A 25404-nucleotide genomic window follows, 5' to 3' on the forward strand; every position below is an offset into this window, starting at 1 on the left:
GACGGTAGAAGGGAAAGGAAAGGTCTTTAGCAATAACTATTTTGGCCTTTACGGCCAAAAACTTAGGCCCACATCGCCTCAATAAGCAGCGTATAAAAATCACGCACTTCCATCCCTGCGGCGCGCACCTGCTGGGAAATCAAGCTCGTCTCGGTCTGGCCCGGCACCGTGTTCAGCTCGATGAAAAAACACTTGCCATCGGAATGCCGCAGAAAATAATCCATACGGACCGCTCCCCTGCAGCCTAGCGCCTCATATACAGCGGCAGCGATACGTTCTACACGCGCCACCTCTTCGGCATCCATGCGTCCCGGCGTAATCTCCTCCGTGACACCCGCCACATACTTGGCCTCAAAATCAAAAAATTCCTTCGAGCTCACGATTTCCGTGGCGGGCAAAACATGTACCTTGCCCTCCGCTTTGTAGATGCCGATAGAAAACTCCCTGCCGGAAACAAACTCCTCCACCAGCACTTCCGCATCCTCCTGAAAAGCACGCGCGAGCGCCTCTTCAAGGGCAGCCTCTTCCTTCACTTTCGACATCCCGATGCTACTTCCTCCACTGTTCGGTTTCACAAAAACAGGAAGCTGTAGCTCCGCTAAAACACGCTCGGCAGCTTGCGCTTCCCCACGCTGAAGCCGCACACTTTTCGCCACATACAAGTCTGGAATAGGCGCTACGATAGCCTTCGTGAAGGCCTTATTCATCGTGATCGCTGAAGTCAGCACATCACTCGTGGTGTAAGGCATGCCGATCAGCTCGAAATAGCCAGCAAGCTTACCATCCTCTCCAGGAGAACCATGCAGACAGTTGAAAACCCCATCGAAGGTGACTTTGCCGCCAGGCAAATCCAAGGAAAAATCATTCAAATTCACCGGAAACTGCTGCCCCTCCGCCTCGTAATACCAGCGACCAGGATAGACGAAAATCGTAAACACCTCATATCGCTCCGGATCTAGGAGGCGCGCCACCACGGCGGCACTTTTCAAGGAAATAACAGACTCTCCGGTGAAGCCACCGGTAACCAAGGCGATCGTTTTCTTCATGCTGGAAATCGGCTAATATGTGCTACGAATTACTGCAAAAAACAGCAGACTTCCTGCATGAAATCCGAAAAAATAAAGAGAATTCTTGTCTTGGCACCGGCAGGACACTGAAAACTCCCCCATAAGCAGGCCTGCCATCCTTTTCCATCCCCGCTTTTCCGAAATTGTGCCGCGCCACTACGGGAAAACCTGTATATTCGCCTACTTAAATATGCGATCATGAGAAAAAGAAATTGGATAGCCTTCAGCCTCTGTGCACTCCTCGGACTGAGCAGCCCACAGCAGGCAGAGGCACAGGAAGCACGCCCGATCACCCTAGAGGATGTTTTTCGCTCGGATGCCTTTAACCAGCGCAGCATTGCGGGCATCAACTGGATGAACGATGGCCGCTTTTACAGCTCCCTGACCCGAGAAAATGGCGCCACCAAGGTGGTACAAATGGAGCTCGCCACAGGAAAGCAAACCGCCGTCATCGTCGATGGAGCTGCCCTCGGCCTGCGCATCAGCGCCTATGCCTTTAACCCGGACGAAAGCATGCTTCTGCTCGAAACCGAGCCAGAAAGCATCTACCGACGCTCCCGAAAAGCGATCTTCCACGTCTTCGACCGAGCCAGTGGCCAGGTAACCACCCTCATGGACGGAAAAAAAATCATGCACGCCACCCTCTCCCCGGATAACAAGCAGGTGGCCTTCGTCTACGAAAACGACCTCTACATCGCCGCTCTGGCGACGGGAGAGCTACGCCGTGTGACCGATGATGGCCAGTGGAACGCCATCATCAATGGCTCCGCGGACTGGGTCTATGAGGAGGAGTTTTCCATGTCGAAAGCATTTGAGTGGTCGCCTGACGGCAAAAAGTTGGCCTTCATCCGCTTCGATGAACGCGAAGTGCCCGAATTTAATATGCAGCTTTGGGGGAACCTCTACCCGGAAGACTACAAATTTAAATACCCGAAAGCAGGGGAGAAGAATGCGCTGACGAGCATTCGTATATACGATTTGGCCAGCGGCCAAAGCACCACCGTGGACAGTGGCTCCGAAACAGATCAGTATCTGCCGCGCATCTACTGGACCGCAGACAGCCAGCAGCTCGCCTACATCCGCTTAAATCGCCTTCAAAATCAGCTGGATTTCTTCTATGCCAACCCTAAAGATGGCAGTTCTACACTTCTCCTACAAGAGAAAGCGGCCACCTATGTAGACCTCAACTATAACGATAATTTTCTTTTCCTAGACCAAAATAAGGGCTTTATCCGCACTTCAGAGCAAAACGGCTACAAGCACATCTACCACCATGCAAACGACGGGAGCCTGATTCGCCAGCTGACCGACGGCCCATTCGAGGTGAATAGCCTGATCGGTGTAGACGAAAAAGCCGGCAAGCTTTATTTCATCTCTTCGGAGGTCTCTCCCCTAGAACGTCATGTGTATGTGGTGGGCCTTAACGGCAAAGGAAAAAAACAGCTCACCACCTCGAAAGGAACCCATCGCGTGAGCATGAGTAAGGATTTTCGCTATTTTATCAATTATCACTCCGCCGCTGACAGTCCGCTAACCGTGACGCTGCATGAGAGTAATGGTAAACTGCTGAGCACCTTAGAAGATAACACAGCCCTGCGGGAGCGTCTAAAAGGATTTCAGCTGGCCCCTAAAGAATTTTTCCAACTGGATGGCGCCGATGGCACACCGCTAAACGCGTACCAGTTGAAGCCAGTAAATTTTAACCCCGAAAAACAGTACCCCGTCTTGATGTTCGTTTATGGAGGTCCAGGCTCACAGCAGGTGACAGATAGCTGGGGAGGGGCGCGCGACTTTTGGCACCAGCACCTCGTGGCGGAAGGCTATATCGTCGTATGCGTAGATAACCGCGGCACGGGCGCAAGGGGTCGAGAGTTCAAACACGTCACCTACGCGAATTTAGGGAAGCATGAAGTAGCCGATCAGATTGCTGCCGCTCGCCAGCTGGGAGCACTTCCCCATATCGACGCGAGCCGTATCGGCATCTGGGGCTGGTCCTACGGAGGCTATATGTCTTCTCTAGCCCTTATGCTCGGAAATGATGTCTTTAAAGCCGCCATCGCTGTGGCTCCCGTCACCACCTGGCGCTATTACGACACCATCTACACCGAACGCTACCTGCAGACCCCTCAGCTAAATGCGGAAGGCTATGATGCGTATAACCCGATCACCCATGTGGATAAGTTGACAGGCGAGCTACTTCTCATCCATGGTACTGGAGATGATAATGTCCACTACCAAAACGCGGTGGATTTAGTCGATGCGCTTATCGCCGCCGACAAGCAGTTCGAGACCATGTACTATCCGAACCGAAATCATGGCATCTATGGAGGAAATACCACCTGGCACTTGTACAGCCTAATGACCGATTTTATCAAAAGAAAACTCTAAGATTACTGCGGAGCCCCTTGCTCCATAATTCCTTTTTCCATACCTTAAGGCAGCGAAAGATTTATCTAGTATCGCTGCCTTTTTCCTTATATATCCCGCGCATGAAAGAACGTATCCACCTTTCCTTACAGACAAGCAGCTTTCTGCTCGTCTCCACGGGCATCCTCTACGCTACCTGGGACCCGAAAGTCAGTTTAGCACTGGTTTTAACCTATATGCTGCTCTTAGTTGCGGCCTTGGAAGCGATCTCTCTCTCCATCACACGGCCACTCTATCCAGAAAGTCATACGACATTTAAAGCCGGGATGATCGCCACCTTCTTTATTCTGATCGGCATCAAGACTATGGCGCCTGCCACATTTATTCCTCTGACCATAACCGTCTTCGCCGCTAACTACCTCTATAACTTTTACATGAATACAAAGCGACGGGGAGCCTTTCACCGAGTAAATCGGCCTAGTGGTGCGCGTAAAAAGAAAGTTCGCCGCTAAACATAGTAAGCACCGCAGTGAGACATCACCTGCTCCGTTTCAGGCTATGGGGCTTGAAGAAAGAATACTTACAGAAATTAGACCCTTGTGCCTACTAGACGAATCCATATCCAAACCTCTACTTAAACCAAACTTACATGCTAAAAGAATTTAAGGAGTTTGCCATGCGCGGCAATGTCGTAGACCTAGCGATCGGTATCATTATAGGCGGCGCCTTCGGGAAGATCGTCTCCTCCATGGTTGCCGACATCCTGATGCCGCCCGTTGGCTTGCTGATCGGCGGTGTCCCATTTTCAGAATTGAAACTAACACTAAAGGAAGCTATCCCCGCCCAGCTGGATGCCGCGGGAAATATGCTCATGGAAGCTGCTCCGGCAGTTACGATTAACTATGGCAACTTTCTGCAAGTTGTGCTCGACTTTATCATCGTCGCCTTCGTCATCTTTATGTTTATAAAGGCGATAAATACCGCCAAAAAGAAAAAAGAAGCAGCCCCGCCCGCCCCTGCACCGAAGCCAGCCCCTACGAAAGAGCAGGAATTACTTTCCGAAATTCGAGATTTACTGAAAAAAGGTGGGAATCCCTCCTCTGGAGCTCCTTCTTAACGCATCCAAGAGCGAGCAAGCCGAAAATCGGAGAGTCTACCTCCATGAAATGCACGAAGAGGGGCATAGTGGCCTGACCTTTGTGGCGTAAGCCACTAAAAAAACAACCACTAGATAACTAACCATGAAGCAAACGATTGCTATCATCGGAGGAGGGGCCTGCGGGGTCGCCTCCTTTATAGAACTCTTTATAAAAATTCATCAATTCGGCCTGCAAGACAGCATCCGTATCGACTGGTTCGAAAAGGAAAAAACACTCGGTTATGGGTTGGCCTTCGGCTCTGAGGAAAAAGGCCACCTTCTGAATACACCCACCGACCTAATGGGCGTCTACGCGAAAGAGCCCTCCCACTTTACGGATTGGGTGGCAGAACGCAAAACCCGAGACTCCGAGCTCGTCCACGGCGAAGGGGAATGGAACGACATGAGCACCCGAGAAAAGGTCAAGTTCATGCGGCACCTGGGGGAACACTGGTAAACTACCACACCCTCCAGGTTATAGCCCCTCAGTCCGCCAAAGGGCTTTTTACCACAGGCTACCTCCTCAAAAATTGACGTAAATGCATTGCGCCTAGCGCAAAAGACGGTACATGCGCTGAATGCCTTCCTCTGCACGACGGGCAGCAGCACGAGCACGTGCAGGATCTACTCCTAGCTGAGCCAGTTTAGCAGTATCTGCTAACCAATCGCCAATAGCTTTTTTCCCCTTACTCTGATTAATGCCGGCTAAGGTAACACCCAAATTCTCGGGACAGTTGACCAGCTCAGCGATCTGCTCATTCGTAAGCTGACTGCGGAAGCGCATAAAAATTTCTTCGGAAGAAATGATGTGCTCATACTGGTAGGGATCACCACCACGAAGCGTTTGGCCGGTATAACAATCTTCAAATAGCGCCACGCCACCACCACGCTGCTGCGCCTGATGATGCATTTCCGCTTTGCGCTTTAAAAACACTTGATCGATTTCAAATCTCCAATAAGGGCGATTCGGGCGGGTATCTTCTTGTTTCTGACTCATAAAAAACGGTTAAAAAGAACGATTTGGAAGGTAAGATAGTCGGTTAGACATAGAAAAGCTATTTTTTGAAAGCGCTGTAGAAGCCAAAAAGAGGCTTTTTAGGCCCATTTTAGACCCTTTTTCACCCCAACCGAAACGCAGCTATGCCGGTAAGGCATGCGCCTACACAACAGGAGCCTACACTTATAAATTTTGGTGTCGATTAGCCAAAAAAAATAATTTTGCGCGCTCCTTTATGCCCTGCTTCCCCTCCTTTGCCTTCGGCATATTTTTTGAAACTGGTAAAAAAGTAAACAACTTTCCGAACATGTTTCTTTTCAAACTCACCCGAATCTTTTTCCTATTGCTATTTGGGCTAACGCTACCCCTAAGCGCGATGGCCCAGGCAAAACTGGAAAAGCTTCTAGAGGACCGTGCCGCCCTCCATCAGGCTTGGAAATCCTCTGAGGCGAATAAGTCAGGTATTTTCGGGAACAGGACGAAAAAAGATATGCAGGAGACGAATGCTTGGCTAGAGCGCATCTTGCAGAAAGATAATTTGATCATCCAAGAGCTAGAGCTTCAGCAGCGCATCGTCACCTCCGAAATGACCTATGAAAAAAACGACTATAAATTTATCGTACAGCGCCTAGAGCGTGAAAATCGACAGTTAAAACAGCACCTGGCACGGGCGGAGGATTTGCTTTTAGAGCAAAAGAAAACCACCTCCAGCGTATGGAAGTGGTTGACATGGACAAGTTTATTTTTACTTGTCCTCCTGATGGGAAACTATTGGCGGATGCGCCAGCGTCTTAACCCTTCAGCCGAGCGATAGGCGTTCTACCACCTTTAGTTTTTTGGTCCATTTGGACTAAAATTTCAGCATCTAAAGGCAGGTACAGGTCTACGCGTGAGCCGAACTTGATAAAGCCAAACTCTCCGCCGGCAGGAAGAACAGTTCCTGCATCCACGTACCACTTGATGCGGCGTGCTAATGCTCCAGCGATTTGACGCACCATGATCTGCACACCATTCGGATGCTGCAGCACCATGGAGGTCCGCTCATTTTCCGTACTTGATTTCGGGTGCCAGGCCACGAGGTACTTGCCCGGGTGGTACTTGAAATAAGCGACTTTACCCGGGATCGGGGCTCTGTTCACGTGGACATTCACAGGAGACATGAAGATAGACACCTGCTTCCGCTTTTCTTTCAGAAACTCATCTTCGAAAGCCTCCTCGATTACGACGACCTTGCCATCAGCAGGCGCATAAACCAGCTGCTCGTCTTGGGGCAGTGGCACGAAAGGGTTTCGGAAAAACTGCAGAATAAGCAGATAAAAGAGTACACTCACTAAGAGTGCGATGTTATGCAACTGCCCAGCTTCAGGAAATCCAAAGTGGAGAGCCGCATTTAGGGCTACCAGTATCAGGAGGAGCCAAAATAGGAGCGATCTGCCTTCTTTATGAATGCTCATAGGTTTAGGGGATAGGTCAAAGAAAAGGCTGTGCACACAGACACAGCCTCAAATATAGAAAGAATTCCTGTATGGCGTTTAGAAACCACCGCGGAAGGTATAAGTTTTTGCTACCTTGTCGATAGCCACGATGTAAGCGGCGATACGCATCGGCACATCATACTTGATCGAAGCTTCATACACATGATCGAAAGCATCCTTCATGATCCGATCTGAACGTCTATTGACACGCTCTGCTGTCCACTTATAACCCAAACGGTTCTGTACCCATTCGAAATAAGACACGGTCACCCCACCGGCATTCGCTAAAATATCCGGCACAGCCATAATGCCTTTTTCGTTAATAATAGCATCCGCACGTGCTGAAGTAGGACCATTCGCGCCTTCTACGATCAGTTTCGCCTTGATTTTATCTACATTTTTAATCGTGATAACATCTTCCACTGCAGCAGGCACGAGTACATCCACATCAAGCTCCAGAAGCTCCATCGGGTCGCTTAGTTTCTCAGCGCCATCGAAGCCCTCTAAGGTGCCATTATTTCCATCTCGATACTGGATGGCCGCCTGAATGTCGATACCATTTTCGTTATGATAAGCACCTGAAATATCCGATATCGCCGTGATCTTCAAGCCTCTTTCCTCTAAAAGTTGCGCCGCCCAAGAACCCACATTACCGAATCCCTGCACGGCACAGGTGGCTTGGAATGGGTTAATTTTCAACTTCTGCATCGCAGCTAAGGCAGAGACCATCACCCCACGACCGGTCGCCTCGGTACGCCCTAAAGAGCCTCCTAAAACGAGTGGCTTACCCGTCACTACGGCATTTACCGTCATGCCATGTGCCTTCGAGTACTGATCCATTAACCAGGCCATCTCACGAGGGCCAGTACCCATATCGGGAGCAGGGATATCCTTGTCAGGGCCGAAAACATCGATCATCGCTGTGGTATAGGCACGCATAAGACGCTCGATTTCTCCTCGTGACATCTCACGCGGATTACACTTCACACCTCCTTTACCACCACCATAGGGAATGTCTACGACGGCACATTTCCACGTCATCCATGCGGCTAGGGCACGTACCTCATCCAAGTGCACGTCAGGTGCAAAACGGATACCCCCTTTCGCCGGACCCAAAATGTTCGAATGGATTACACGAATCCCTTCGAATACCTCTATCCGACCATCATCCATGGTGATGGGCAGGGAGACGATAACTTGCTTGGCAGGATTTTTTAAAACATTATAGACCTCATTCGAAAGTCCTAATTTCTCTGCCGCGATGTTAAATCTTTCCATCATAGACTCCAAAGGATTTTCTTTATCCTTTATGGGAGCCGGTTCTATGTAAGCCATATTTGGGTTTTGTATGTTGATGAATGAATGACACTACAATATTAAAGCAATTTTTAATTTAATCCGCTCGTTTTAGAATATTTTCAAAAAAGCAGCGATAAAGGGAGCTGATAATAACAATCCATCAAAACGATCCATAAATCCACCATGCCCCGGAAGCAGTCTACCGCTATCTTTTATCGCGATACTCCGCTTAAAAAGGGACTCGATTAGGTCACCATACGTACCGGCTACAATAATAATCGTGGTGATACTGTACCACTGCCAAATCGCTAGCGTATTAAAATATATACCCAAGCCGTAAGCTAAAACGTAGGCCAACACAGCCCCTCCTAAAAAGCCCTCCCAGGACTTCTTCGGAGATACACGCTCGAAAAGCTTGGTCTTGCCAAACTTCGTTCCAGCAAAATACGCTCCCGTGTCCGTAGCCCACAAAATGAACAGTGAACCGATGATGATCTCATAATGAAAGGTATCATCTACCGCGAACGCTGCCACATTCAGTAAACTAAACGGAATCGCCACATAAAAGATGCCTAAAAAAGTGTACGCCACGCCCGTAAACGGCTTTTTATCTGATTTTCTGTACAGCTTGATAAAAAACACTAAAGAGGATAAGGGAAAAATCAAGAAATAGAACTTGTCATCGATATGCCCAAACTCAATGGTGAAAGTCAATACAAAAATCGCTAAGCCTAAAAAAGTCCCAAAAGACTTCAGTGGTAGCAGCCCATCTAAGCCAGAAAGCTTGTAAAACTCCATTTGGCAAAAGCCTAATATGGTCCCAAAAACAATAAAATAGGTCCACTCGCTATAAATCGAGGCCCCTACTATCAACGTGGCTCCGATCAGCGCCGTGATCACACGCTGCCCCAGGTTACTGTAATTGTTGATATTAAACCTATCCCTCACTCTCAAACCTGACCTCATGCGCGATGATGTTTAAGGCGTTCATCACTTCGGCTGCCGGAACCAGCACCTCGTAATAGCCATGAATTTTATACACTGATTCTTGTTTATTTAAGACCACCGCCGGAACCTCATGCTCCAGCAAGATAGACTTGACGATCTCGGCACGTACCGGTGACCCATTTTCAAATACTTTTTTCCAGCTCATGCCGCTTTCTATTCATTTTTCGTAAAAGGCCAATCCCTAGCACCAAGAGCCCTCCGGCACCTAGCGACACTAGCGGCGCCACTAAATCGGGGTCCTGAATGTCCATCTCCACTAGCTGCTGGCGGTACAGATACAGCATCACGATCGTCAGCCCATTATTAAAGGTGTGGGCTAACATGGGATACCACAGGCTGCCGGTATAATAATACAAATAGCCAAAGAAAGCACCAAGGAAAGCACGAGGAATCAATCCATAAAACTGAAAATGGATAGCAGAGAAAATAAAGGCCGTCACCCAGATAGCCACATGTGGACTTCCGGTGTAGTGCTGCAGCTTGGGCTGTAAAACTCCTCGGAAAAAAAGCTCCTCCCCTACGCCTGCACCTACTGCCACCACCAGCAAGCCAAGTAAAAACTCCCCCACATGTTGAAAATCAAGCAGAAATAAAGTAAGCGCTTCGATACGTTCCTCCTGACTTTTTAAAAGCTCCTCCAGAGAAGACCAGGCCTCCGGAAAGATCAGCTGGCTGTTCCACTGAATGAAAAAGGCATTGGCCGTAATGGCCAAAACAGAAAGTGCTACCACATACACGGCGAAATCGAACCGAAAGCGCTGATTTTGTTGTTTCCATCCAAAGGAGGCTTGATCGATAAAGCGGGCATATAAAAGTGCGGCGAGCGCAAAGGCCAAGCCCGAAGCGATACCCTGCATGAGCAAGAAAATAATGCGCCCATGCGGAATCGTAGAAGCGGCTGGATTACTGGCAAACTCCTGTAGCTCCGCCGAATCGAGTCCAAAAAGCAGGCTGACCAGCAGGACAGCGACACCATTTAAGACCACCACCACCCCGAATCCGATGAGGAAAAGGGACAAAAGCCCTAAATACCAGGGACCTTGGCGGCCTATTTTGGATTCTGCTTTATAAATCTCCATAATTAGCCGTAAATTTACGCAAAATTAAGACATACACGTGGTAAAGATTGGAAACTTAGCGCTAGGGGATTTCCCATTGTTATTAGCCCCTATGGAAGATGTGAGCGACCCGCCCTTTCGGGCTGTGTGTAAACAAGAAGGTGCTGACCTCATGTACACCGAATTCATCAGCTCGGAAGGCTTGATCCGCGATGCGGCCAAAAGCGTCCAAAAGCTGGACATCTACGACTATGAACGCCCCATCGGCATCCAAATATTTGGGAGCGAAATCGAATCCATGCGCCAGGCAGCAGAAATCGCCGAAGCAGCGGGACCCGATATTCTGGACATCAATTATGGCTGTCCCGTCCATAAAGTGGCCTGTAAAGGTGCTGGCGCCGGGATCTTGCTGGACATCGATAAAATGGTCTCGATGACTGCAGAAATCGTCAAGCAAGTAAAGATTCCCGTTACCGTGAAAACCCGCCTAGGCTGGGATCATAACAGCATCCGCATCGTGGAAGTAGCCGAAAGACTGCAGGATGTCGGCATCCAAGCCATCAGCATCCATGCCCGAACCCGCCAGCAGATGTACAAAGGGGAGGCAGATTGGTCCTACCTAAACGAGGTCAAAGCGAATCCGCGCCTCCATATCCCCGTTTTCGGCAATGGCGACATCGATAGCCCGGAAAAGGCCCTGGAGTACCGCCAAAAATACGATGTGGATGGCATGATGATCGGGCGCGCCTCCATCGGCTACCCCTGGATCTTTAATGAAATCAAGCATTTCTTCGCGACCGGCGAAAAACTGGCACCCCCGACTTTGGACGCCCGCCTGGCCATCGCCCGTAAACACCTGGACTTCTCCATCGAATGGAAGGGAGATAAATTAGGCATTCTCGAAATGCGCCGCCACTACACGAATTACTTCCGTGGCATGCCGGGCTTTAAAGCCTACCGCAGCCGCATGGTGACAGCAGAACAGTACGAGGAAGTGGTCGAAATTCTGGAAGAAGTACGTCATGCCTATGCCGACTATTCTTTCGTGTAATCAGGAGTTCGGGGCTCGGCGCCCCAAAAGCAGGTAAATGGAACGCGACATACAAAAAGAGAATGCCCTGAAAGCTTGGGGCTTTCTCATTATTTTAGCATTAGTCTGGGGCAGCTCCTTTATTTTGATTAAAAAAAGCCTGCTGGTGTTTTCTCCCGGGGAGGTAGGCGCCTTCCGCATCGTGGCGGCAGGAATGGTCTTGCTGCCCCTCTCGCTGCCACGACTCCGCGGACTAAACCGCCGCCAAGTCACGAACCTCATCGTGGTGGGAGCTGTAGGCAGCTTTATACCCGCCTTTCTTTTTGCCAAAGCCCAAACCCAGCTGAGCAGCTCCCTTACAGGAGTCTTTAATGCCATGACCCCACTTTTCGTGGTCCTCATCGGAGCACTGTTTTTTCAGGCCCGCATCACCCGTCGAAATGCGATCGGACTCTTTATCGCCTTTCTCGGCGTCCTTACCCTGCTCTTCGTGAAGGAAGGCGGCTCCCTCGGAGAGCTAAACGCCTACGCCTTCTTCGTTTTAGCCGCCTGTGCATGTTATGGCATTAACTTGAACATTATTAAATACCGCTTTGTCGCCCTGAAGCCAGTAGCCATCACGGCCATCTCCCTACTTTTCGTCCTGCCCGCTGCTGCCCTCTACCTCTTCGCTTTCACGAACTTTTCCTTTAAAGTAACGCATGTGGAAGGCGCCCTGCCAGCACTCGGCTATATCGCCACACTGGGCATCGTGGGCACCGCCCTGGCACTGATCCTTTTTAATGTCATGGTAAAGATCGCCACCCCCGTTTTTGCCAGCTCCGTCACCTACCTCATTCCGATCGTCGCCATCTTATGGGGGCTTTGGGATGGTGAGGTGCTTCTTTTCGGACATTATCTGGGTATCGCCGCGGTCATCATCGGCGTATATATCGGAAATCGCAAGCGATAAACCCTATTTTCTTGCACCACTAACATCGACCTTGTCTCGGGCAGCCCTTTACCCAAAAAAGGCTTACTCCCCCGTCCCCCGCTGCCGCCACGCAGCCGCTAACATAGGCAGTTCATTATAGCTCTCCACGCCCGCCTTTACCCCCTGGGCCTTCAGAAAGGTGTCATTTACCTTCTTCGAAAACTCCAAAGCCAATGGACGATACTGCTCACGGTTTTCTTGTAAAGCCCGTAAATCAGCCAGCAGACCTTTGGGCAGCGCCCCTACAACAGCCCCGTACTGATCAGGAGCTAAAAAATAAAAATCACGCAGCTGATACAGCAGCAGCTGAACCTGTGCGCTATAGCGCAAAAGTGGATCAGCAGAAGCATAGCCTACTACCCAAGCCACTAAATTCGCCTCTCCCTCAGCGGTCACGCCGAAACTGTGTGCCATCTCATGGGCGATCGTGAAGGGCTGCTCTAAAAAGTGTAAGGAGGCATCGATATAGCTTTCCCCCGTAAAGGGAAAATAAATGCCGATAATTCCCAGCCTTCGCATAAGCCCCTTAGGATAAAGGGGATGCGTGCGCGGACGACCTGGATTATTTAAGCCCAGCAGACCTACATGCTCCTTCACCGCCGCCCGAATATCCCGCTCCAGCTCCCGAAAAGGAACCGATGCCTCCAGCGCCAAAGTGTCCTTCGTCAGTAGCGCCCGCAGGCTGTCCAAATCGCGCACGGTGTACTCCATCTCTGCCTGCAGCTGCTCTAAAGTAAGAGCCGACTTCTGCAGCCCCGCCTGCTGAACCACAGGAAAACGCTGATAGTTAAAGCCCCAAACCACTAAAAAGCTAAACAGAAGCAGACCTATGCCATTGAAAAGGGAGCGTGCGGCGAAACCCAGACGCTGCGTCCAGCGGGGCCTTTGGCGTAGCCGCCAAAAAAAACGAATAAGAACCAAGATTACCGCTACAAAAAAAAGGTAAATCAGCGGAATAGGAAGAAGTCCGATACTATAATCCAGCCCCAAGCGCAAAAAAGGAAAGAGCCCACGCGAATAGCCATACTCCGCTAGCTGCGGAAAAGCATCAAAAAGAAGCCTGACCGCTAGCGCGATCAGGCCCAAAAGGAGCCCTGAATAGGACTTCATATACTTTTTTACTTTCATAAATCTTACACCCCTTCCGCCTGAACTTCCTTCACCTCTGGCAGCATACGGGTTAATAAATTCTCAATGCCCGCCTTTAGGGTGACTGTGCTGGAAGGGCAACCCGAACAAGAGCCCTGCAGGAGTACCTTTACCACGCCCTCCTTAAAACTATGGAAGACGATGGCTCCCCCATCCTGCTCCACGGCAGGGCGAATGTACTCATCTAAAATGCCTTTGATTTTCTTTACCGTCTCCGAATCATTTTCGTCAAATAGCGGATCCGCATCGAATGTTTTCTTGACGGCGGCCTTCCCCGAGGCGAGGTATTGCTTGATGTGGGAACGGATATGTTCCTGCACCTCGATCCAATCTACCTCCTCTTTTTTCGTAACGGTCACGAAATTAGAGGCGATAAAAACGCGGGTTACAGCATCGAAATTAAAGAGTTCTTTCGCTAAATCGGAGTCCTCGGTCTGCGTGGCATCAGGAAAATCAAAGCTGATGCCCTCATCTACGAGTAGAAAATTGGCCACGAACTTAAGCGAATTCGGGTTCGGATTGGCCTCCATATAAATATGTACTGGTTTTTCTTGTGCTTGTAACATGCTTGCGCGTTTGTTTAGATAGTTAGAAGAGTAACAATGTACCCTAAAATGAAAGTTCCTTTTTACTAGCCACCAGTGAAGACTTACTCAAGAGGACGGTGCTTCAAAACCCGGAAGAGATAGCTGAGGGTGACCTCGATGACCACCGCGTTCTGGTCGAAGATGCGGTTTTGGAGCTCTGGACGAGCAAATTCATAGCTAGCACGCACCTCCGCAGCCAAGGTGGACTTACCAAAAAGTCCACTAAGCCCCGCACCCGCCGCCAAGCCGTAGGTAAAGGCATTTACCCGGTCGCCCTCCTGTGCATAGGTAGGCAAAATGTCCGGAGCGGACCACTCCCGCTGCACATCTACTACATCCAATAAAAAGCCGATATAAGGCCCCGCCTTGATATGAAAGCGCCCTTTATTACCAAAATAGAAATTGGAAAGCAGTGGAATACGGATATAATCGAAGCGTGTCTGATTGGTGTTTTCCAAGGTGTCTCGCTCCGTAAATCCCAAAGAGAGGACCTGCACTTCCAGCTGTACTCCGGCATTTTTCGCTAGAAAGGTCTCTGCCACTAGCGCGAAGGTAGGAGCGGTAATGCCCGCATCCGTCCGGGTAGTAAGCGAGGCTGGTTGCACGCGGTAGCTGTAGCTGTTCGTGCTAAAGCCCGCACGGAAGCCCACGCTCGTTTGTGCCAGCAGCATCTCGCTGCCTCCGATTCCTAAAAATAAAATAAGCCATAGGCTCCATGCTTTCGCCATACCCGATTTTTTTCCAAAAATAAGGATTTTTTATGGGTTTTCAGGGCTTTCTGCACGCTCTTCCCCTAAAGGAAGCGCTACCACCAGCTGTGCCACTGCCTGCGCATACCCACGCGTGTGTGAGATACTTACACTTAGCTGAAAAGGGCGATCGAAAGCGGTCTTCAGATGCAGGCGTGCATAGGGATAGCCTTTTGAAGGATGTTTGAGAATTTCCACCTCTCGGATATCCAGCGCTAAAAAAGGAGCAAAGGCCTTCACCACCGCCTCCTTCGCACACCAAATTCCCGCCAGCGACATGGCGCGCCGCGCGGCAGGGAGCTCCTCCCGCCTCTCAGCAGGATAAAAAAGTCGCGTGATGAGCGCTGGCCTACTGCTCAGCAGCCGAGCAAAACGAGCCACCTCTTCATTATCTGTGCCGATAGAAAAGCGATACGATCCAGGAAAAAAAGTCGAGATAGTGTCTTGTACGATAGCCATAGGAAAGCGAATGTGAAACTAGGACCTGCTGCCAGACAGCTGTTGGGTAGGCACTCCCAAGAAAGGGAACCCACCCAAGAAATCCCCCTAAAAAAACGGAAAGTAAGGCCGCAGGCCTGAAAAAAAGAGGAGGCTAACGTCCACAGACATCTCCTCCTCTCCTAAACTTTATTCCTTATTCGGATTTTTTCTTCCGCCCGGGCTTGGCAGGCAGCTCATCCCCTTCCTCCCTGTCGCGTAATTTCTTATCGTCCACGTTTTTATTTAAGAACTCGTTTATCCGATCGATCGGAAAGCTGCTCGAGATCTCTCCGAGTGAGTTAATATCCATTTCGAACCCCTCGAGGTCGGGATGCACTTTCGGCTTATTTTCTTTTTTCGGTTTCTTGCTCATACTTTTATGCGGTTCATACATGAAATAAGCTGCGCAGACGTTTTGGCTTACGGCCAAAGCAAACGGGCAGGATTAGGACTGTACGGGCAGGACCGCCAAGGCATGCGCGATGCGGTTGACCAGCTCCTCTTTCCCGATGATGGCAAAAACCTCCATCAGATCAGGGCCTGCGCCCACCCCCGTAACAGCTAGACGTACGGCCTGCATGACCTTACCCATCTTCACATCCACGGAATTAGCCGCTGCTTCGAGCAGTTCCTTCGCACGTGTGGGCTGTAAGGCTTCTGTCTCCGCCTCCAGGGCTACTTTATAAGCATTTAACACAGAAACGGCTTCATTGTTCCATTTCTTGGCAGCTACCTTCTCGTCGAATGCTTCCGGTACGCGGAACATAAACTGCCCCTCTTTCCAGAGGTCTGCCGGGAACGTGGCGCGCTCTTTCATGATGGCTGCGATGGCTGCAGCCTTCTCATCGCTAACGCTGATCCCCTCCCTTTGCAGGTCCTCCTGCAAGTAAACAGACAGCTCCTCATTCGTCTTCGCGCGCAGATACTGCTCGTTATACCACTTGGCCTTATTAATGTCGAACTTGGTGCCGGACTTACCGATGCGCTCCACAGAAAAGGCCTCCACCAGCTCCTCTAGGGTAAACATTTCCCGGTGGTCGCCAGGGTTCCATCCCAGGAAGGCGAGGAAGTTCACCATCGCCTCCGGCAAATAGCCCTGCTCCTTAAAGCCCATCGCCTGCTCTCCCGAGTTCGGGTCCTGCCAGTTCATCGGAAATACGGGGAAGCCATGCTTGTCGGCATCGCGCTTGGACAGCTTGCCATTACCATCTGGTTTCAGCAGCAGCGGCAGATGCGCAAACTGCGGCGCCGTGTCCTCCCAGCCCAGATAGCGATAGAGGAGTACGTGCAGTGGAGCAGAAGGCAGCCATTCCTCACCACGGATGACGTGGGTGATGCCCATCAAGTGATCGTCTACGATGTTTGCCAGGTGATAGGTGGGCATGCCATCAGACTTCATCAGCACCTTATCATCGAGTGTGCCACTGTGTACCATGACCCAGCCACGGATCATGTCGTTTAGACGCACCTCTTCTCTCCTTGGGATTTTTATGCGGATCACATAAGGATCCCCGCTTTTCAGCCTGGCCTGCACCTCATCATCAGGTAAGGTCAGTGAATTTTTCATCTGCGTGCGGGTGATCGCATTATACTGCGGGCTCACCACGCGTGCCGCTGTCAGACGTTCGCGCATGGCCTCCAGCTCCTCCGGCGTATCGAAGGCATAGTAGGCATAGCCCTTTTCTACTAGCTCTAAAGCATACTGCATATACATGGACTTGCGCTCGGACTGTCGGTAAGGGCCGAGGTCGCCCGGATTCCAAGGGCTCTCATCGGGAGCGATGTTCAACCAGTCCAGGGCCTCTCGGATGTAGGCTTCGGCGCCAGGCACGAAACGTGTCTGATCCGTATCTTCTATGCGAAGTAAGAATTTACCTCCATGCTTACGTGCAAAAAGGTAGTTATACAGGGCCGTGCGGACCCCTCCGATGTGCAGGGCTCCCGTCGGGGAGGGAGCGAATCGTACACGTACTTCTCTATTCATGTTCCTTTTTCTTCTTTATCCGCCCTCATTTGGAGGTGGAAAACTCGTATAAATTCCGAAAATCAGCTGGTAAAGATAGGGAATTTCGTTCATTTTATCAGCTGAAACACAAAAAGGGAACCCCTTAGGACTCCCTTTTTATACCACTGCGACGCAGAACGCTTATTTTGTTCTTGGTCTGATTTTTTCTTTGATACGTGCTGCTTTTCCTTGACGTCCTCTCAAGTAGAACAGACGTGCTCTTCTTACTTTACCTTCTCTTAATAGATCGATCTGCTCGATGCTTGGAGATAAGATAGGGAAGATACGCTCTACACCGATACCGTTCGAAATTTTTCTAACCGTAAAGGTTTCACCGTTTGTATTCACGTTTTTACGCTGGATAACAGTACCCTGAAACTGCTGGATACGCTCTTTGTTACCTTCTTTAATACGTACGTGTACATTTATGGTATCACCAGACTTGAAGGAAGGAAACTTCGTTCTCGCTTCGCTGTATTCTGCTTCTACAAATTTAATTAAATCGCTCATAGCTTTGTATGTTTTGCGTTTTGCTGCTGCGTGTCAGGCAGCCTAAATGTTTCTATAATCTATCGTGTGCTATTCTCGTCTCCTCCTTCGAATTTCCGGTACAAGTCCGGCCTACGCTCTTGGGTTCGACGAACCGATGCTTCAAATCTCCAGTTGGCTATATGCTCGGTATGACCGGATAACAGCACCTCCGGAACAGCCTCTCCCCTCCACACCGCTGGTCGTGTATAGACCGGCGGAGCGAGTAAGCCATCCTGAAAGGAATCTGTCAGCGCAGAGGTCTCATCATTCAGTACTCCAGGCAGCAGACGTATGAGGGCATCTGCCACCACGGCCGCCGCGAGCTCACCTCCCGACAACACATAATCTCCTATGCTGATCTCCCGGGTGATGTACTGCGTACGAATGCGCTCGTCCACTCCTTTATAATGACCACAGAGGATCAGAATATTCTTTTTCAGCGAAAGCGCATTGGCCATCGGCTGCGAAAAAGGAGCACCATCCGGAGTCATATAGAGTATTTCATCGTAGTCACGTTCCTGCTTGAGCGCTTCGATACAGGCCGCTATCGGCGCCGCCATGAGCACCATTCCAGCTCCCCCACCGAAAGCATAATCATCCACCTGCTTTTGCTTGCCCGTCGCGTAATCACGCAGATTATGCACCCGAACGGTGGCGAGCCCTTTTTCTTCCGCACGCTTTAAAATAGAGTGTGAAAAAGGCCCTTCTAATAGCCCCGGAACGACACTGATAATATCTATATGCATCCTCAGTCTTCCAAATATAAGTCAAGTAATCCCTCTGGCAGCCGCGTATAGACTTTTCTTTCGCGCTGATCTACTCGGGTAAGAATACCATCCGTGATCGGTATAAGTACTTCTTTACCTCTGTAGTTTACCCCCAGTAGGTTTTGTGTCTGCAGGTCATAAAGCGCATCTACTGTGCCGATGCTGCCATGCTGCTCATCCTCCACCTCGAAGCCCACCAGATCATGATAATAATACTGATCTTCTGCTAAAGGCGGCAGCAAAGACAAGGGGAGATAAACGCCTTTGCCCACCAGGGCACTCGCCGTATCCACATCCTCTACATCCTCAAACTTGGTCAGCGCCCGATCCCCCGGCTGTAGCACCAGATGCTCCAGAAAGTAAGGCACCAAGCGGCCATTGATTTCGAGGAATAGATGCTCCAACTCTTCATAAGGAGAAGGATCATCGACGTCCAGCTTGAGCTGCACTTCTCCCTGCAACCCATGAACCTTGGCTACATAACCAAGCTGAAAGCATTGTTCGATGTTCATGAGTAAATCTTAAGACTTAAGCTTCTGCAGTACCTTCTTCTCCTTCAGCGCTAGCCTCTTCAGCAGGTGCATTAGCGGCGGCCTCAGCGGCAGCGGCTTCCTCCTGACGCTTCTTGATCGCATCCAGACGAGCTTGGTTTTTCGCGGCTTCTGCTTCGAGCGCTTTTGCCTTCGCTTCCGCTTTCGCTGCCGCAATCTTATCTACCTTACCGGTGATAGCACCTTCTTTCGTGTCTACCCAAGCCTGGAATTTGGCATCTGCCTCCTCCTGCGTTAAAGCACCTTTTAAAACACCGATATGCAAGTGTTTTTTCAACAATACGCCACGGTACGAAAGCATCGCACGAACAGTATCTGTGGGCTGTGCACCATTTAACAACCACTTAAGAGCGCGCTCATTGTTGATGTTAATAGATGCCGGGTCAGTGTTCGGGTTATACGTCCCGATCTTTTCGATAAAGCGTCCATCACGTGGAGCTCTTGCATCAGCTACAATTACATCGTAGATAGCGAGTTTTTTTCTACCTCTACGTGCTAATCTGATTTTTACTGCCATAGTACAATAATGTTAAGTAAGAGATGGATCTCGTCCATCATAATTTTAGAGGTGCAAAGATAGCGTAAATAATTTAATCCACATGGAATCAAGCGAATATATTTGAGGGTTTTTAGGAAGAAAGTTCTATCTTGCGAAGGCGAAAGGTGTAGATGGCCGCTCCTCCTTTTGGGCCTCTCGGCCCAAAGCACGGGACCCGTCTCCTCCTCTAGGCGCTTCCCTGGCCCCGTAGTTCAATGGATAGAATAGAAGTTTCCTAAACTTTAGATACAGGTTCGATTCCTGTCGGGGCTACTAAAAATGCTTTTTACAGGCTTTACTCAGGTCTTCCTCCCTATTACATACCCCTTAGCGATGACCTAAGGAAAGAATGAACACACAGCGAAGATGTAGAGCTCTAGCATCTGATCTATTCTCTGGGAAGCTACAGGTCATCCGAGAGTCTGTAGGGTCGAAGGTCTTCCTTAACGAATGAGGATTTTTGTATGGGTGGAAATCAATGAACTATCTCTGAACTATCCCCAACAGTCTCCCCATCTACGAGCCAAAACGAAACTAAACGATCAGAAACGAACATAAAAAGGAAAGGAAACGAAAGCAAACGAAAGCATTTTTCCCTAATTCGAAAGCAAACGAAAGCATTTTTTTCCTAAATCGAAAGCAAACGATCATCCAGGTAGGCAAACGAACAGCTCCCGAAAAGAAGTGATCAGGTACGAATACCTAAAAGATCAAAGACAAAGGCATACTCCAAAGCCACTTCCTTTAAGCGCTCAAAACGCCCGCTAGCCCCCCCGTGCCCGGCATCCATGTTGGTCTGCAAAAAGATCGGGGCAGCAGCAGTCGTCGCTTTGCGCAGGCGCGCCACCCACTTGGCAGGTTCCCAGTACTGCACCTGAGAGTCGTGAAAGCCCGTCGTCGCCAGCAAGGAAGGATAAGCCTGCGGACGAACATTATCGTAAGGCGAATAGGCCAGCATCGCCGCATACTCCTCCGGAATGGCCGGATTTCCCCATTCCAGCCATTCAAAGGTGGTCAGCGGAATGCTATCATCTAACATCGTGGTCAGCACGTCCACAAAAGGAACCGCAGCGATTAAACCGCGGTATAACTCTGGCGCCTGATTGTATACCGCTCCAATCAAAAGACCACCAGCACTGCCGCCAGAAGCGAACAACTTATCCTTCGCCACATAGCCTTCCTCCTGCAACCAGCGCGAACATGCGATAAAATCTTGAAAAGTATTCTGCTTCTGCAGCATTTTGCCGGAGGCATACCAGTCGCCACCCAGCTCCTGCCCGCCCCGCACATGGGCGATCGCATACACCATGCCCCGATCTAAAAGACTGAGCCGCGCCGAACTAAACGTGGCCTCCATCGCATATCCATAGGCCCCATAAGCATAAATCCAGCCCGGCATGCTGCCATCCTTTCGAAAAAGATCCACACGATACACCAGCGAAAGGGGAATTTGCACCCCATCGGCAGCCGGCACCCAAACCCGCTCCGTACGGTACAGCGTCCTGTCAAAACCCCCTAAGACCTCCTGCTCTTTTAACAGCTCCTGTTCCCGAGTATGCATAGCATACGCCAAAGTGCTATGCGGTGTCGTCATCGACGTGTACTGGTAACGCAAGGTAGTGGACTGAAAATCAGGATTGTGCCCCAGACTTGCCGTGTAAGCAGGCTCCTGAAAAGCGATGACATGGTCCGCCCCATCCGCTCTATGCAGCACGCGCAGCTGGGCCAAGCCAGCCTCCTTTTCTTCTAACACGATAAAATCCTAAAAATAAAGGACATCCTCTAAAAAAACCTTTGGCCTGTGGGCCAAAAATTCGGTCCAAGAAGCCGCTCCTGTTTCCTCCAAACCACAGCGCATCAAGCGGTAGTTCGGCGCCTGCCAGTTGGTATGGATATAAAAATGCTCCCCTCCTGCATGCTCTACGCTGTACTGCACATCCGGCCGCAAAGGGCTAAACAAGCGCAGCTCCTCCGGCCGATCTGCTGGTGCCACATAGCTCACCGAGGCATCTGTCCGACTCGCATAAACCAGCAAAAAGGCTTTCGAGCGACTCAGGTACACGCCACAGTCCAGCGTCTCATCGGTCTCCTCGAAAATCAACTGGTCCTCGGAGGGGTCTGTACCCAAGATGTGGCGCTTGACCTGGTAGTTTCGCAGCGTCACAGGATCCGGAATCGTGTAATAAAAAGAGGCATTATCCGGTGCCCAAATAGCGCTGCTCCGAACATCACGCACCTTATCCTCTAAAAGCTCCCCCGTCAGCAGGTCCTTCACCTGAATGCTGTAGAAATTACGCCCTTGGGTATCCATGATGATGGCCACACGCTGATGGTCATGACTCACAGAGATAAAGAAATTCAGGAAGGATTGGCCTTCGGCCAAAGCATTTCCGTCTACCAAAATCTCCTCAGGCGCCTCCATACTGCCCTTTCGGCGGGCATAAATCGCATACTCGCCGCCCCGGCGGTAGCGCGTATAATACAGATAGCCTCCTAAAGCATAGGGCACCGAGCTGTCCTCCTCCTGGATACGAGCACGCATCTCCTGAAAAAGCGCCTGCTGAAAGTCTTTGGTATGCGCTAACATGCCCTCCAAGTAGGCATTTTCTGCCTTTAGGTAGGCCTGCACCTCCGGGTTATCCCGCTCGCGGAGCCAGTAGTAGGGATCCTCGCGGCGATGACCATGGGGAGCAATGACGGTATAGGGTTTCTCCGCCGCCACGGGGGGCTGCAGATTAGGATAAGCGAAGGGCTGCTGTGTATCTGTGGACATAAAGATCGGAGACTATCGCTCGGCAACCTCTGGGCCTGCCGGCGGGTAAAGGGTTCCCACAAAGATACAAGAATTGCCTGCTTAGCGACGTCTTTTTTCTTCATTCCGCGGAATCTGATGCCCGGGACGCGACCACTTGGGTTTCTCGCCCAGGGCAGGACTGAGCACCTCGGCAGCCTGTCGTGGGGCATGCTTCTCGTACGGCGCCTGCGGCTCTATGCCTAGCGCACGAAATAGCACCTGATCCTCTGCGATATCCGGGTTCGGCGTTGTCAACAGCTTGTCCCCTGCAAAAATCGAGTTGGCACCAGCATAAAAGCAGAGGGCCTGCCCTTCCATGCTCATGCTCGTTCTACCGGCCGAAAGACGCACCTGTGTAGTCGGCATTAAAATCCGCGCGGTGGCCACCATGCGAACCATCTCGAAAATCGATACTGGCGCCTGAGCTTCTAAAGGGGTGCCTTCCACTGGCACCAGCGCATTTATGGGCACACTTTCCGGGTAGGGGTCCATGTTGGCTAGGCGCACGAGCATGTGCATACGATCCTCCAGCGACTCCCCCATCCCGATGATCCCGCCAGAACAAAGCGTCACAGAGGTCTTCCGCACGTTCTGAAGTGTTTCCAGGCGGTCCTCATAGGCGCGTGTGGAGATGATTTCTTTATAATAGTCCTCTGAGCTGTCCAGATTATGGTTATAGGCATAGAGCCCAGCCTCCTCCAGCCGCTTCGCCTGATGCGGTGTCAGCATGCCGAGCGTACAGCAAACCTCCATGTTCAGGCGGCTTACTTCGCGCACCATCTCTAACACCTGCTCGAATTCGGGCCCATCCTTCACATTGCGCCAGGCCGCTCCCAGGCAAACACGGGAGGAGCCAGCAGCTTGTGCGCGTAGTGCCTGTGCTTTCACCTGGGCCACTGACATCAGAGGCTCCCCTTTGACCTTCGTGTGGTAGCGGGCGGCTTGGGGGCAGTAGCCACAGTCCTCCGGGCAGCCCCCCGTTTTGATTGAAATCAGGGTGCTAATCTGTACCTTGTTTGGGTCGTGATGGGCACGGTGGACCGTGGCAGCTTGATGGAGTAATTCTAAAAAAGGAAGCGCATGCAGCGCTTTGGCAGTAGCTAAAGTCCAAGGAGTCATCGGCAAAGTTTTTCCAAATATAAAAAAGCCAGTTCTAATATGCTTTTATTTATAAATAATTATATTTTAAAATGCAATTCAGTGCGATGCATTTCAATCTACTCGAAAAGACCCCTGCTTTAAGCACATTTTTTCTACTCAGAGTGAAACTATTTCTCCGGAAAGAGCAGGCATTTTTAGGGGTGCAAGCAAGCGATTTCCCTTTTGCCCTTCGGGCAAAGCACCTGTCTGTACCCCTCTAGTGGAAAAGAGTCGCTTACAACTTTCTACAGTGTTCCCCGTAAAATAAAATCAAATACGTTTTTTATCCACATTAACCACGATAACCATGGATTTCCAAAAGCTTTTAGGTGCATTAGATGTAAAGAAAATAGCCGCCCTCTCCGAGAAGGTGGATCTAGGCAAGCTCGTTGAGACGGTAAGCCGCATGGATGAGGCTTCCTTAGCGAAAATGATGAAGATGCTGGAGCGCGCTGGCGCAAACGGCCAGGAGAAAAAAATTCCTGAAGTAAATGGCGACTTTTATGGTTTGGGAAAAACCCTCAGCCCAGAGGATCGAGAGATTCAGTTGAAGGTGCGGGCCTTTATGGAGGAGGAAATTCGCCCTATAGCAAATGATTACTGGAATCGCGCTGAGTTCCCCATGCATATCATCCCGAAGATGGCAGAGCTAAACATCGGCGGCCTGATCTATAAGGGTTACGGCTGTCCAGGAAAATCGGCTTTGCTGGAAGGCTTTATCGCGATGGAAATGGCGCGCGTGGACACCTCCATCTCCACCTTTTTCGGTGTTCAGAGTGGCCTGGCTATGGGGTCCATTTATCTTTGCGGTAGCGAGGAACAAAAGCAGGAATTTCTTCCTCCCATGCAGCGACTGGAAAAGATAGGCGCTTTTGGGCTGACGGAGCCGGAGGTAGGTTCAGCCGTGGCGGGTGGCCTAACCACGACCTGTAAGCGCGAAGGAGACGAATGGGTGTTAAATGGCCAAAAGAAGTGGATCGGCAATGCGACCTTTTCGGACATCACCATCATTTGGGCACGCGACTTGGATTCCCAGCAGGTAAAAGGGTTTATCGTGCCAAAAGATACGCCAGGTTTTCAAGCGGAGAAAATGGAAAATAAGATGGCACTCCGTACGGTGCAAAATGCCCTGATTACCTTAAAAGATTGCCGGGTACCAGAATCCCTACGCCTGCAAAAGGCAGAAAGCTTTAAGGACACCGCTGCGGTGCTGCGCATGACCCGGGCGGGAGTGGCTTGGCAGGCGGTTGGCTGTGCGCGGGGTGCCTACGAGGCAGCGCTCGCCTATACGAATAAGCGCGCCCAGTTCGGTAAGCCCATCGCTTCGTATCAGCTCGTGCAGGATCTCCTGGTCACGATGTTGGGCGACCTCACGGCCATGCAGACGATGGTTCATCGACTGAGCGTCATGCAAGATGAAGATGCCCTTCTAGACGAGCATGCCTCCTTGGCCAAGGTGTTTTGTACGCTGCGCATGCGTTCGATCGTAGACCATGCACGCGAACTGTTCGGTGGCAATGGCATTTTGCTGGAGCATGATATCGCCCGTTTTGTGGCGGATGCGGAGGCGATTTACAGCTATGAAGGCACGAAGGAGATCAACTCCCTAATCGTGGGAAGGGCCATAACGGGGCACTCGGCTTTCGTGTAAGTATTTACACGGCTGGGTGTGGCCCCTCCTCTCTTCCTTTCCTAAAAGGG

At 50.6% G+C, this 25404-nt stretch carries 27 protein-coding genes, 1 tRNA gene and 1 pseudogene; 9 read left to right on the top strand and 20 right to left on the bottom strand.

What is annotated here, in order from left to right:
- Positions 1-62 precede the first annotated feature (62 nt).
- Entirely contained in the window at positions 63-1046 is a 984-nt protein-coding gene (locus tag ACXIT9_RS04955) for a D-alanine--D-alanine ligase family protein (RefSeq protein WP_458055122.1), read from the bottom strand.
- A gap of 219 nt (positions 1047-1265) precedes the next feature.
- Between ACXIT9_RS04955 and ACXIT9_RS04960 the strand changes: the two genes are divergently transcribed.
- The 4 genes from ACXIT9_RS04960 (at position 1266) to ACXIT9_RS04975 (ending at position 5029) form a co-directional block, all read left to right on the top strand.
- Positions 1266-3455 (top strand): S9 family peptidase, encoded by a 2190-nt coding sequence (locus tag ACXIT9_RS04960; RefSeq protein WP_458055123.1) that lies wholly within the window; start codon positions 1266-1268, stop codon positions 3453-3455.
- Between the two features lie 101 nt (positions 3456-3556).
- Positions 3557-3946, top strand: a complete 390-nt coding sequence (locus tag ACXIT9_RS04965; RefSeq protein WP_458055124.1) for a hypothetical protein — start codon at positions 3557-3559, stop codon at positions 3944-3946.
- Positions 3947-4083: 137 nt separating this feature from the next.
- On the top strand, positions 4084-4551 hold the full coding sequence (mscL, locus tag ACXIT9_RS04970; RefSeq protein ID WP_458055125.1) for a large-conductance mechanosensitive channel protein MscL: 468 nt from the start codon (positions 4084-4086) through the stop codon (positions 4549-4551).
- A 124-nt stretch (positions 4552-4675) separates the two neighbouring features.
- Entirely contained in the window at positions 4676-5029 is a 354-nt protein-coding gene (locus ACXIT9_RS04975) for an FAD/NAD(P)-binding protein (RefSeq protein ID WP_458055126.1), read from the top strand.
- Between the two features lie 93 nt (positions 5030-5122).
- On the opposite strand, the gene ACXIT9_RS04980 is transcribed toward ACXIT9_RS04975, so the two are convergent.
- Positions 5123-5569 carry a hypothetical protein gene (locus tag ACXIT9_RS04980; protein ID WP_458055127.1) on the bottom strand — a complete coding sequence of 149 codons (447 nt, stop codon included), beginning with the start codon at positions 5567-5569 and terminating at the stop codon, positions 5123-5125.
- Between the two features lie 376 nt (positions 5570-5945).
- Between ACXIT9_RS04980 and ACXIT9_RS04985 the strand changes: the two genes are divergently transcribed.
- Positions 5946-6383, top strand: a complete 438-nt coding sequence (locus ACXIT9_RS04985) for a Clp protease ClpB (RefSeq protein ID WP_458055128.1) — start codon at positions 5946-5948, stop codon at positions 6381-6383.
- Here the strand turns inward: ACXIT9_RS04985 and ACXIT9_RS04990 are convergent.
- The 5 genes from ACXIT9_RS04990 to ACXIT9_RS05010 all read right to left on the bottom strand — a co-directional run bounded on the left by ACXIT9_RS04990 (position 6361) and on the right by ACXIT9_RS05010 (position 10430).
- Positions 6361-7023: a phosphatidylserine decarboxylase family protein gene (locus ACXIT9_RS04990; protein ID WP_458055129.1), complete on the bottom strand. Its 663-nt coding sequence runs from the start codon at positions 7021-7023 to the stop codon at positions 6361-6363. The genes ACXIT9_RS04985 and ACXIT9_RS04990 overlap by 23 nt on opposite strands.
- A gap of 78 nt (positions 7024-7101) precedes the next feature.
- Positions 7102-8379, bottom strand: coding sequence for a Glu/Leu/Phe/Val family dehydrogenase (locus tag ACXIT9_RS04995; RefSeq protein ID WP_458055130.1), 1278 nt, complete (start codon positions 8377-8379; stop codon positions 7102-7104).
- A gap of 72 nt (positions 8380-8451) precedes the next feature.
- Positions 8452-9309, bottom strand: a complete 858-nt coding sequence (locus tag ACXIT9_RS05000; RefSeq protein WP_458055131.1) for a phosphatidate cytidylyltransferase — start codon at positions 9307-9309, stop codon at positions 8452-8454.
- Positions 9281-9496 carry a putative signal transducing protein gene (locus ACXIT9_RS05005; RefSeq protein ID WP_458055132.1) on the bottom strand — a complete coding sequence of 72 codons (216 nt, stop codon included), beginning with the start codon at positions 9494-9496 and terminating at the stop codon, positions 9281-9283. Before ACXIT9_RS05005 ends, ACXIT9_RS05000 begins: the two co-directional genes overlap by 29 nt.
- A complete protein-coding gene (locus tag ACXIT9_RS05010; protein WP_458055133.1) occupies positions 9474-10430 on the bottom strand; it encodes a CPBP family intramembrane glutamic endopeptidase in 957 nt (318 codons plus the stop codon). Before ACXIT9_RS05010 ends, ACXIT9_RS05005 begins: the two co-directional genes overlap by 23 nt.
- Positions 10431-10467: 37 nt before the next feature.
- On the opposite strand from ACXIT9_RS05010, the gene dusB reads away from it, so the two are divergent.
- Both dusB and ACXIT9_RS05020 read left to right on the top strand, forming a co-directional pair.
- A complete protein-coding gene (gene dusB, locus ACXIT9_RS05015) occupies positions 10468-11460 on the top strand; it encodes a tRNA dihydrouridine synthase DusB (protein WP_458055134.1) in 993 nt (330 codons plus the stop codon).
- Between the two features lie 37 nt (positions 11461-11497).
- Entirely contained in the window at positions 11498-12391 is an 894-nt protein-coding gene (locus tag ACXIT9_RS05020) for a DMT family transporter (RefSeq protein WP_458055135.1), read from the top strand.
- Between the two features lie 63 nt (positions 12392-12454).
- Here the strand turns inward: ACXIT9_RS05020 and ACXIT9_RS05025 are convergent, their stop codons facing one another.
- The 10 genes from ACXIT9_RS05025 to ACXIT9_RS05070 all read right to left on the bottom strand — a co-directional run bounded on the left by ACXIT9_RS05025 (position 12455) and on the right by ACXIT9_RS05070 (position 19748).
- Positions 12455-13522 carry a DUF3810 domain-containing protein gene (locus tag ACXIT9_RS05025; RefSeq protein ID WP_458055136.1) on the bottom strand — a complete coding sequence of 356 codons (1068 nt, stop codon included), beginning with the start codon at positions 13520-13522 and terminating at the stop codon, positions 12455-12457.
- Between the two features lie 23 nt (positions 13523-13545).
- Complete coding sequence (locus tag ACXIT9_RS05030; protein ID WP_458055137.1) at positions 13546-14127, bottom strand: NifU family protein; 582 nt, start codon at positions 14125-14127, stop codon at positions 13546-13548.
- Positions 14128-14210: 83 nt separating this feature from the next.
- Positions 14211-14876 (bottom strand): porin family protein, encoded by a 666-nt coding sequence (locus ACXIT9_RS05035; protein ID WP_458055138.1) that lies wholly within the window; start codon positions 14874-14876, stop codon positions 14211-14213.
- Positions 14877-14906: 30 nt separating this feature from the next.
- A complete protein-coding gene (locus tag ACXIT9_RS05040) occupies positions 14907-15356 on the bottom strand; it encodes a holo-ACP synthase (protein ID WP_458055139.1) in 450 nt (149 codons plus the stop codon).
- 175 nt (positions 15357-15531) lie between these two features.
- Positions 15532-15750, bottom strand: a complete 219-nt coding sequence (locus ACXIT9_RS05045; protein ID WP_458055140.1) for a hypothetical protein — start codon at positions 15748-15750, stop codon at positions 15532-15534.
- Positions 15751-15822: 72 nt separating this feature from the next.
- Positions 15823-17361 carry a glutamate--tRNA ligase gene (gene gltX, locus ACXIT9_RS05050; RefSeq protein ID WP_458055141.1) on the bottom strand — a complete coding sequence of 513 codons (1539 nt, stop codon included), beginning with the start codon at positions 17359-17361 and terminating at the stop codon, positions 15823-15825.
- 162 nt (positions 17362-17523) lie between these two features.
- Positions 17524-17892 (bottom strand): 50S ribosomal protein L19, encoded by a 369-nt coding sequence (rplS, locus tag ACXIT9_RS05055; RefSeq protein ID WP_009053283.1) that lies wholly within the window; start codon positions 17890-17892, stop codon positions 17524-17526.
- A gap of 59 nt (positions 17893-17951) precedes the next feature.
- A complete protein-coding gene (gene trmD / locus ACXIT9_RS05060) occupies positions 17952-18659 on the bottom strand; it encodes a tRNA (guanosine(37)-N1)-methyltransferase TrmD (RefSeq protein WP_458055142.1) in 708 nt (235 codons plus the stop codon).
- A gap of 2 nt (positions 18660-18661) precedes the next feature.
- A complete protein-coding gene (gene rimM / locus ACXIT9_RS05065) occupies positions 18662-19192 on the bottom strand; it encodes a ribosome maturation factor RimM (RefSeq protein WP_458055143.1) in 531 nt (176 codons plus the stop codon).
- Positions 19193-19208: 16 nt separating this feature from the next.
- A complete protein-coding gene (locus tag ACXIT9_RS05070) occupies positions 19209-19748 on the bottom strand; it encodes a 30S ribosomal protein S16 (RefSeq protein ID WP_458055144.1) in 540 nt (179 codons plus the stop codon).
- 222 nt (positions 19749-19970) lie between these two features.
- On the opposite strand from ACXIT9_RS05070, the gene ACXIT9_RS05075 reads away from it, so the two are divergent.
- Positions 19971-20042 (top strand) — tRNA-Arg (locus ACXIT9_RS05075).
- A gap of 415 nt (positions 20043-20457) precedes the next feature.
- On the opposite strand, the gene ACXIT9_RS05080 is transcribed toward ACXIT9_RS05075, so the two are convergent.
- The 3 genes and pseudogenes from ACXIT9_RS05080 to bioB all read right to left on the bottom strand — a co-directional run bounded on the left by ACXIT9_RS05080 (position 20458) and on the right by bioB (position 23682).
- Positions 20458-21330, bottom strand: a complete 873-nt coding sequence (locus tag ACXIT9_RS05080) for a prolyl oligopeptidase family serine peptidase (RefSeq protein ID WP_458055642.1) — start codon at positions 21328-21330, stop codon at positions 20458-20460.
- Positions 21307-22542, bottom strand: a pseudogene (locus ACXIT9_RS05085) (oligopeptidase B); the annotation flags it as partial. The gene ACXIT9_RS05080 and the pseudogene ACXIT9_RS05085, both read right to left, overlap by 24 nt.
- 81 nt (positions 22543-22623) lie before the next feature.
- On the bottom strand, positions 22624-23682 hold the full coding sequence (gene bioB, locus ACXIT9_RS05090) for a biotin synthase BioB (RefSeq protein ID WP_458055145.1): 1059 nt from the start codon (positions 23680-23682) through the stop codon (positions 22624-22626).
- 328 nt (positions 23683-24010) lie between these two features.
- Between bioB and ACXIT9_RS05095 the strand changes: the two genes are divergently transcribed.
- Positions 24011-25354: an acyl-CoA dehydrogenase family protein gene (locus tag ACXIT9_RS05095; protein WP_458055146.1), complete on the top strand. Its 1344-nt coding sequence runs from the start codon at positions 24011-24013 to the stop codon at positions 25352-25354.
- Positions 25355-25404: the final 50 nt, after the last annotated feature.

The organism is Nitritalea sp. (genome assembly GCF_054166705.1).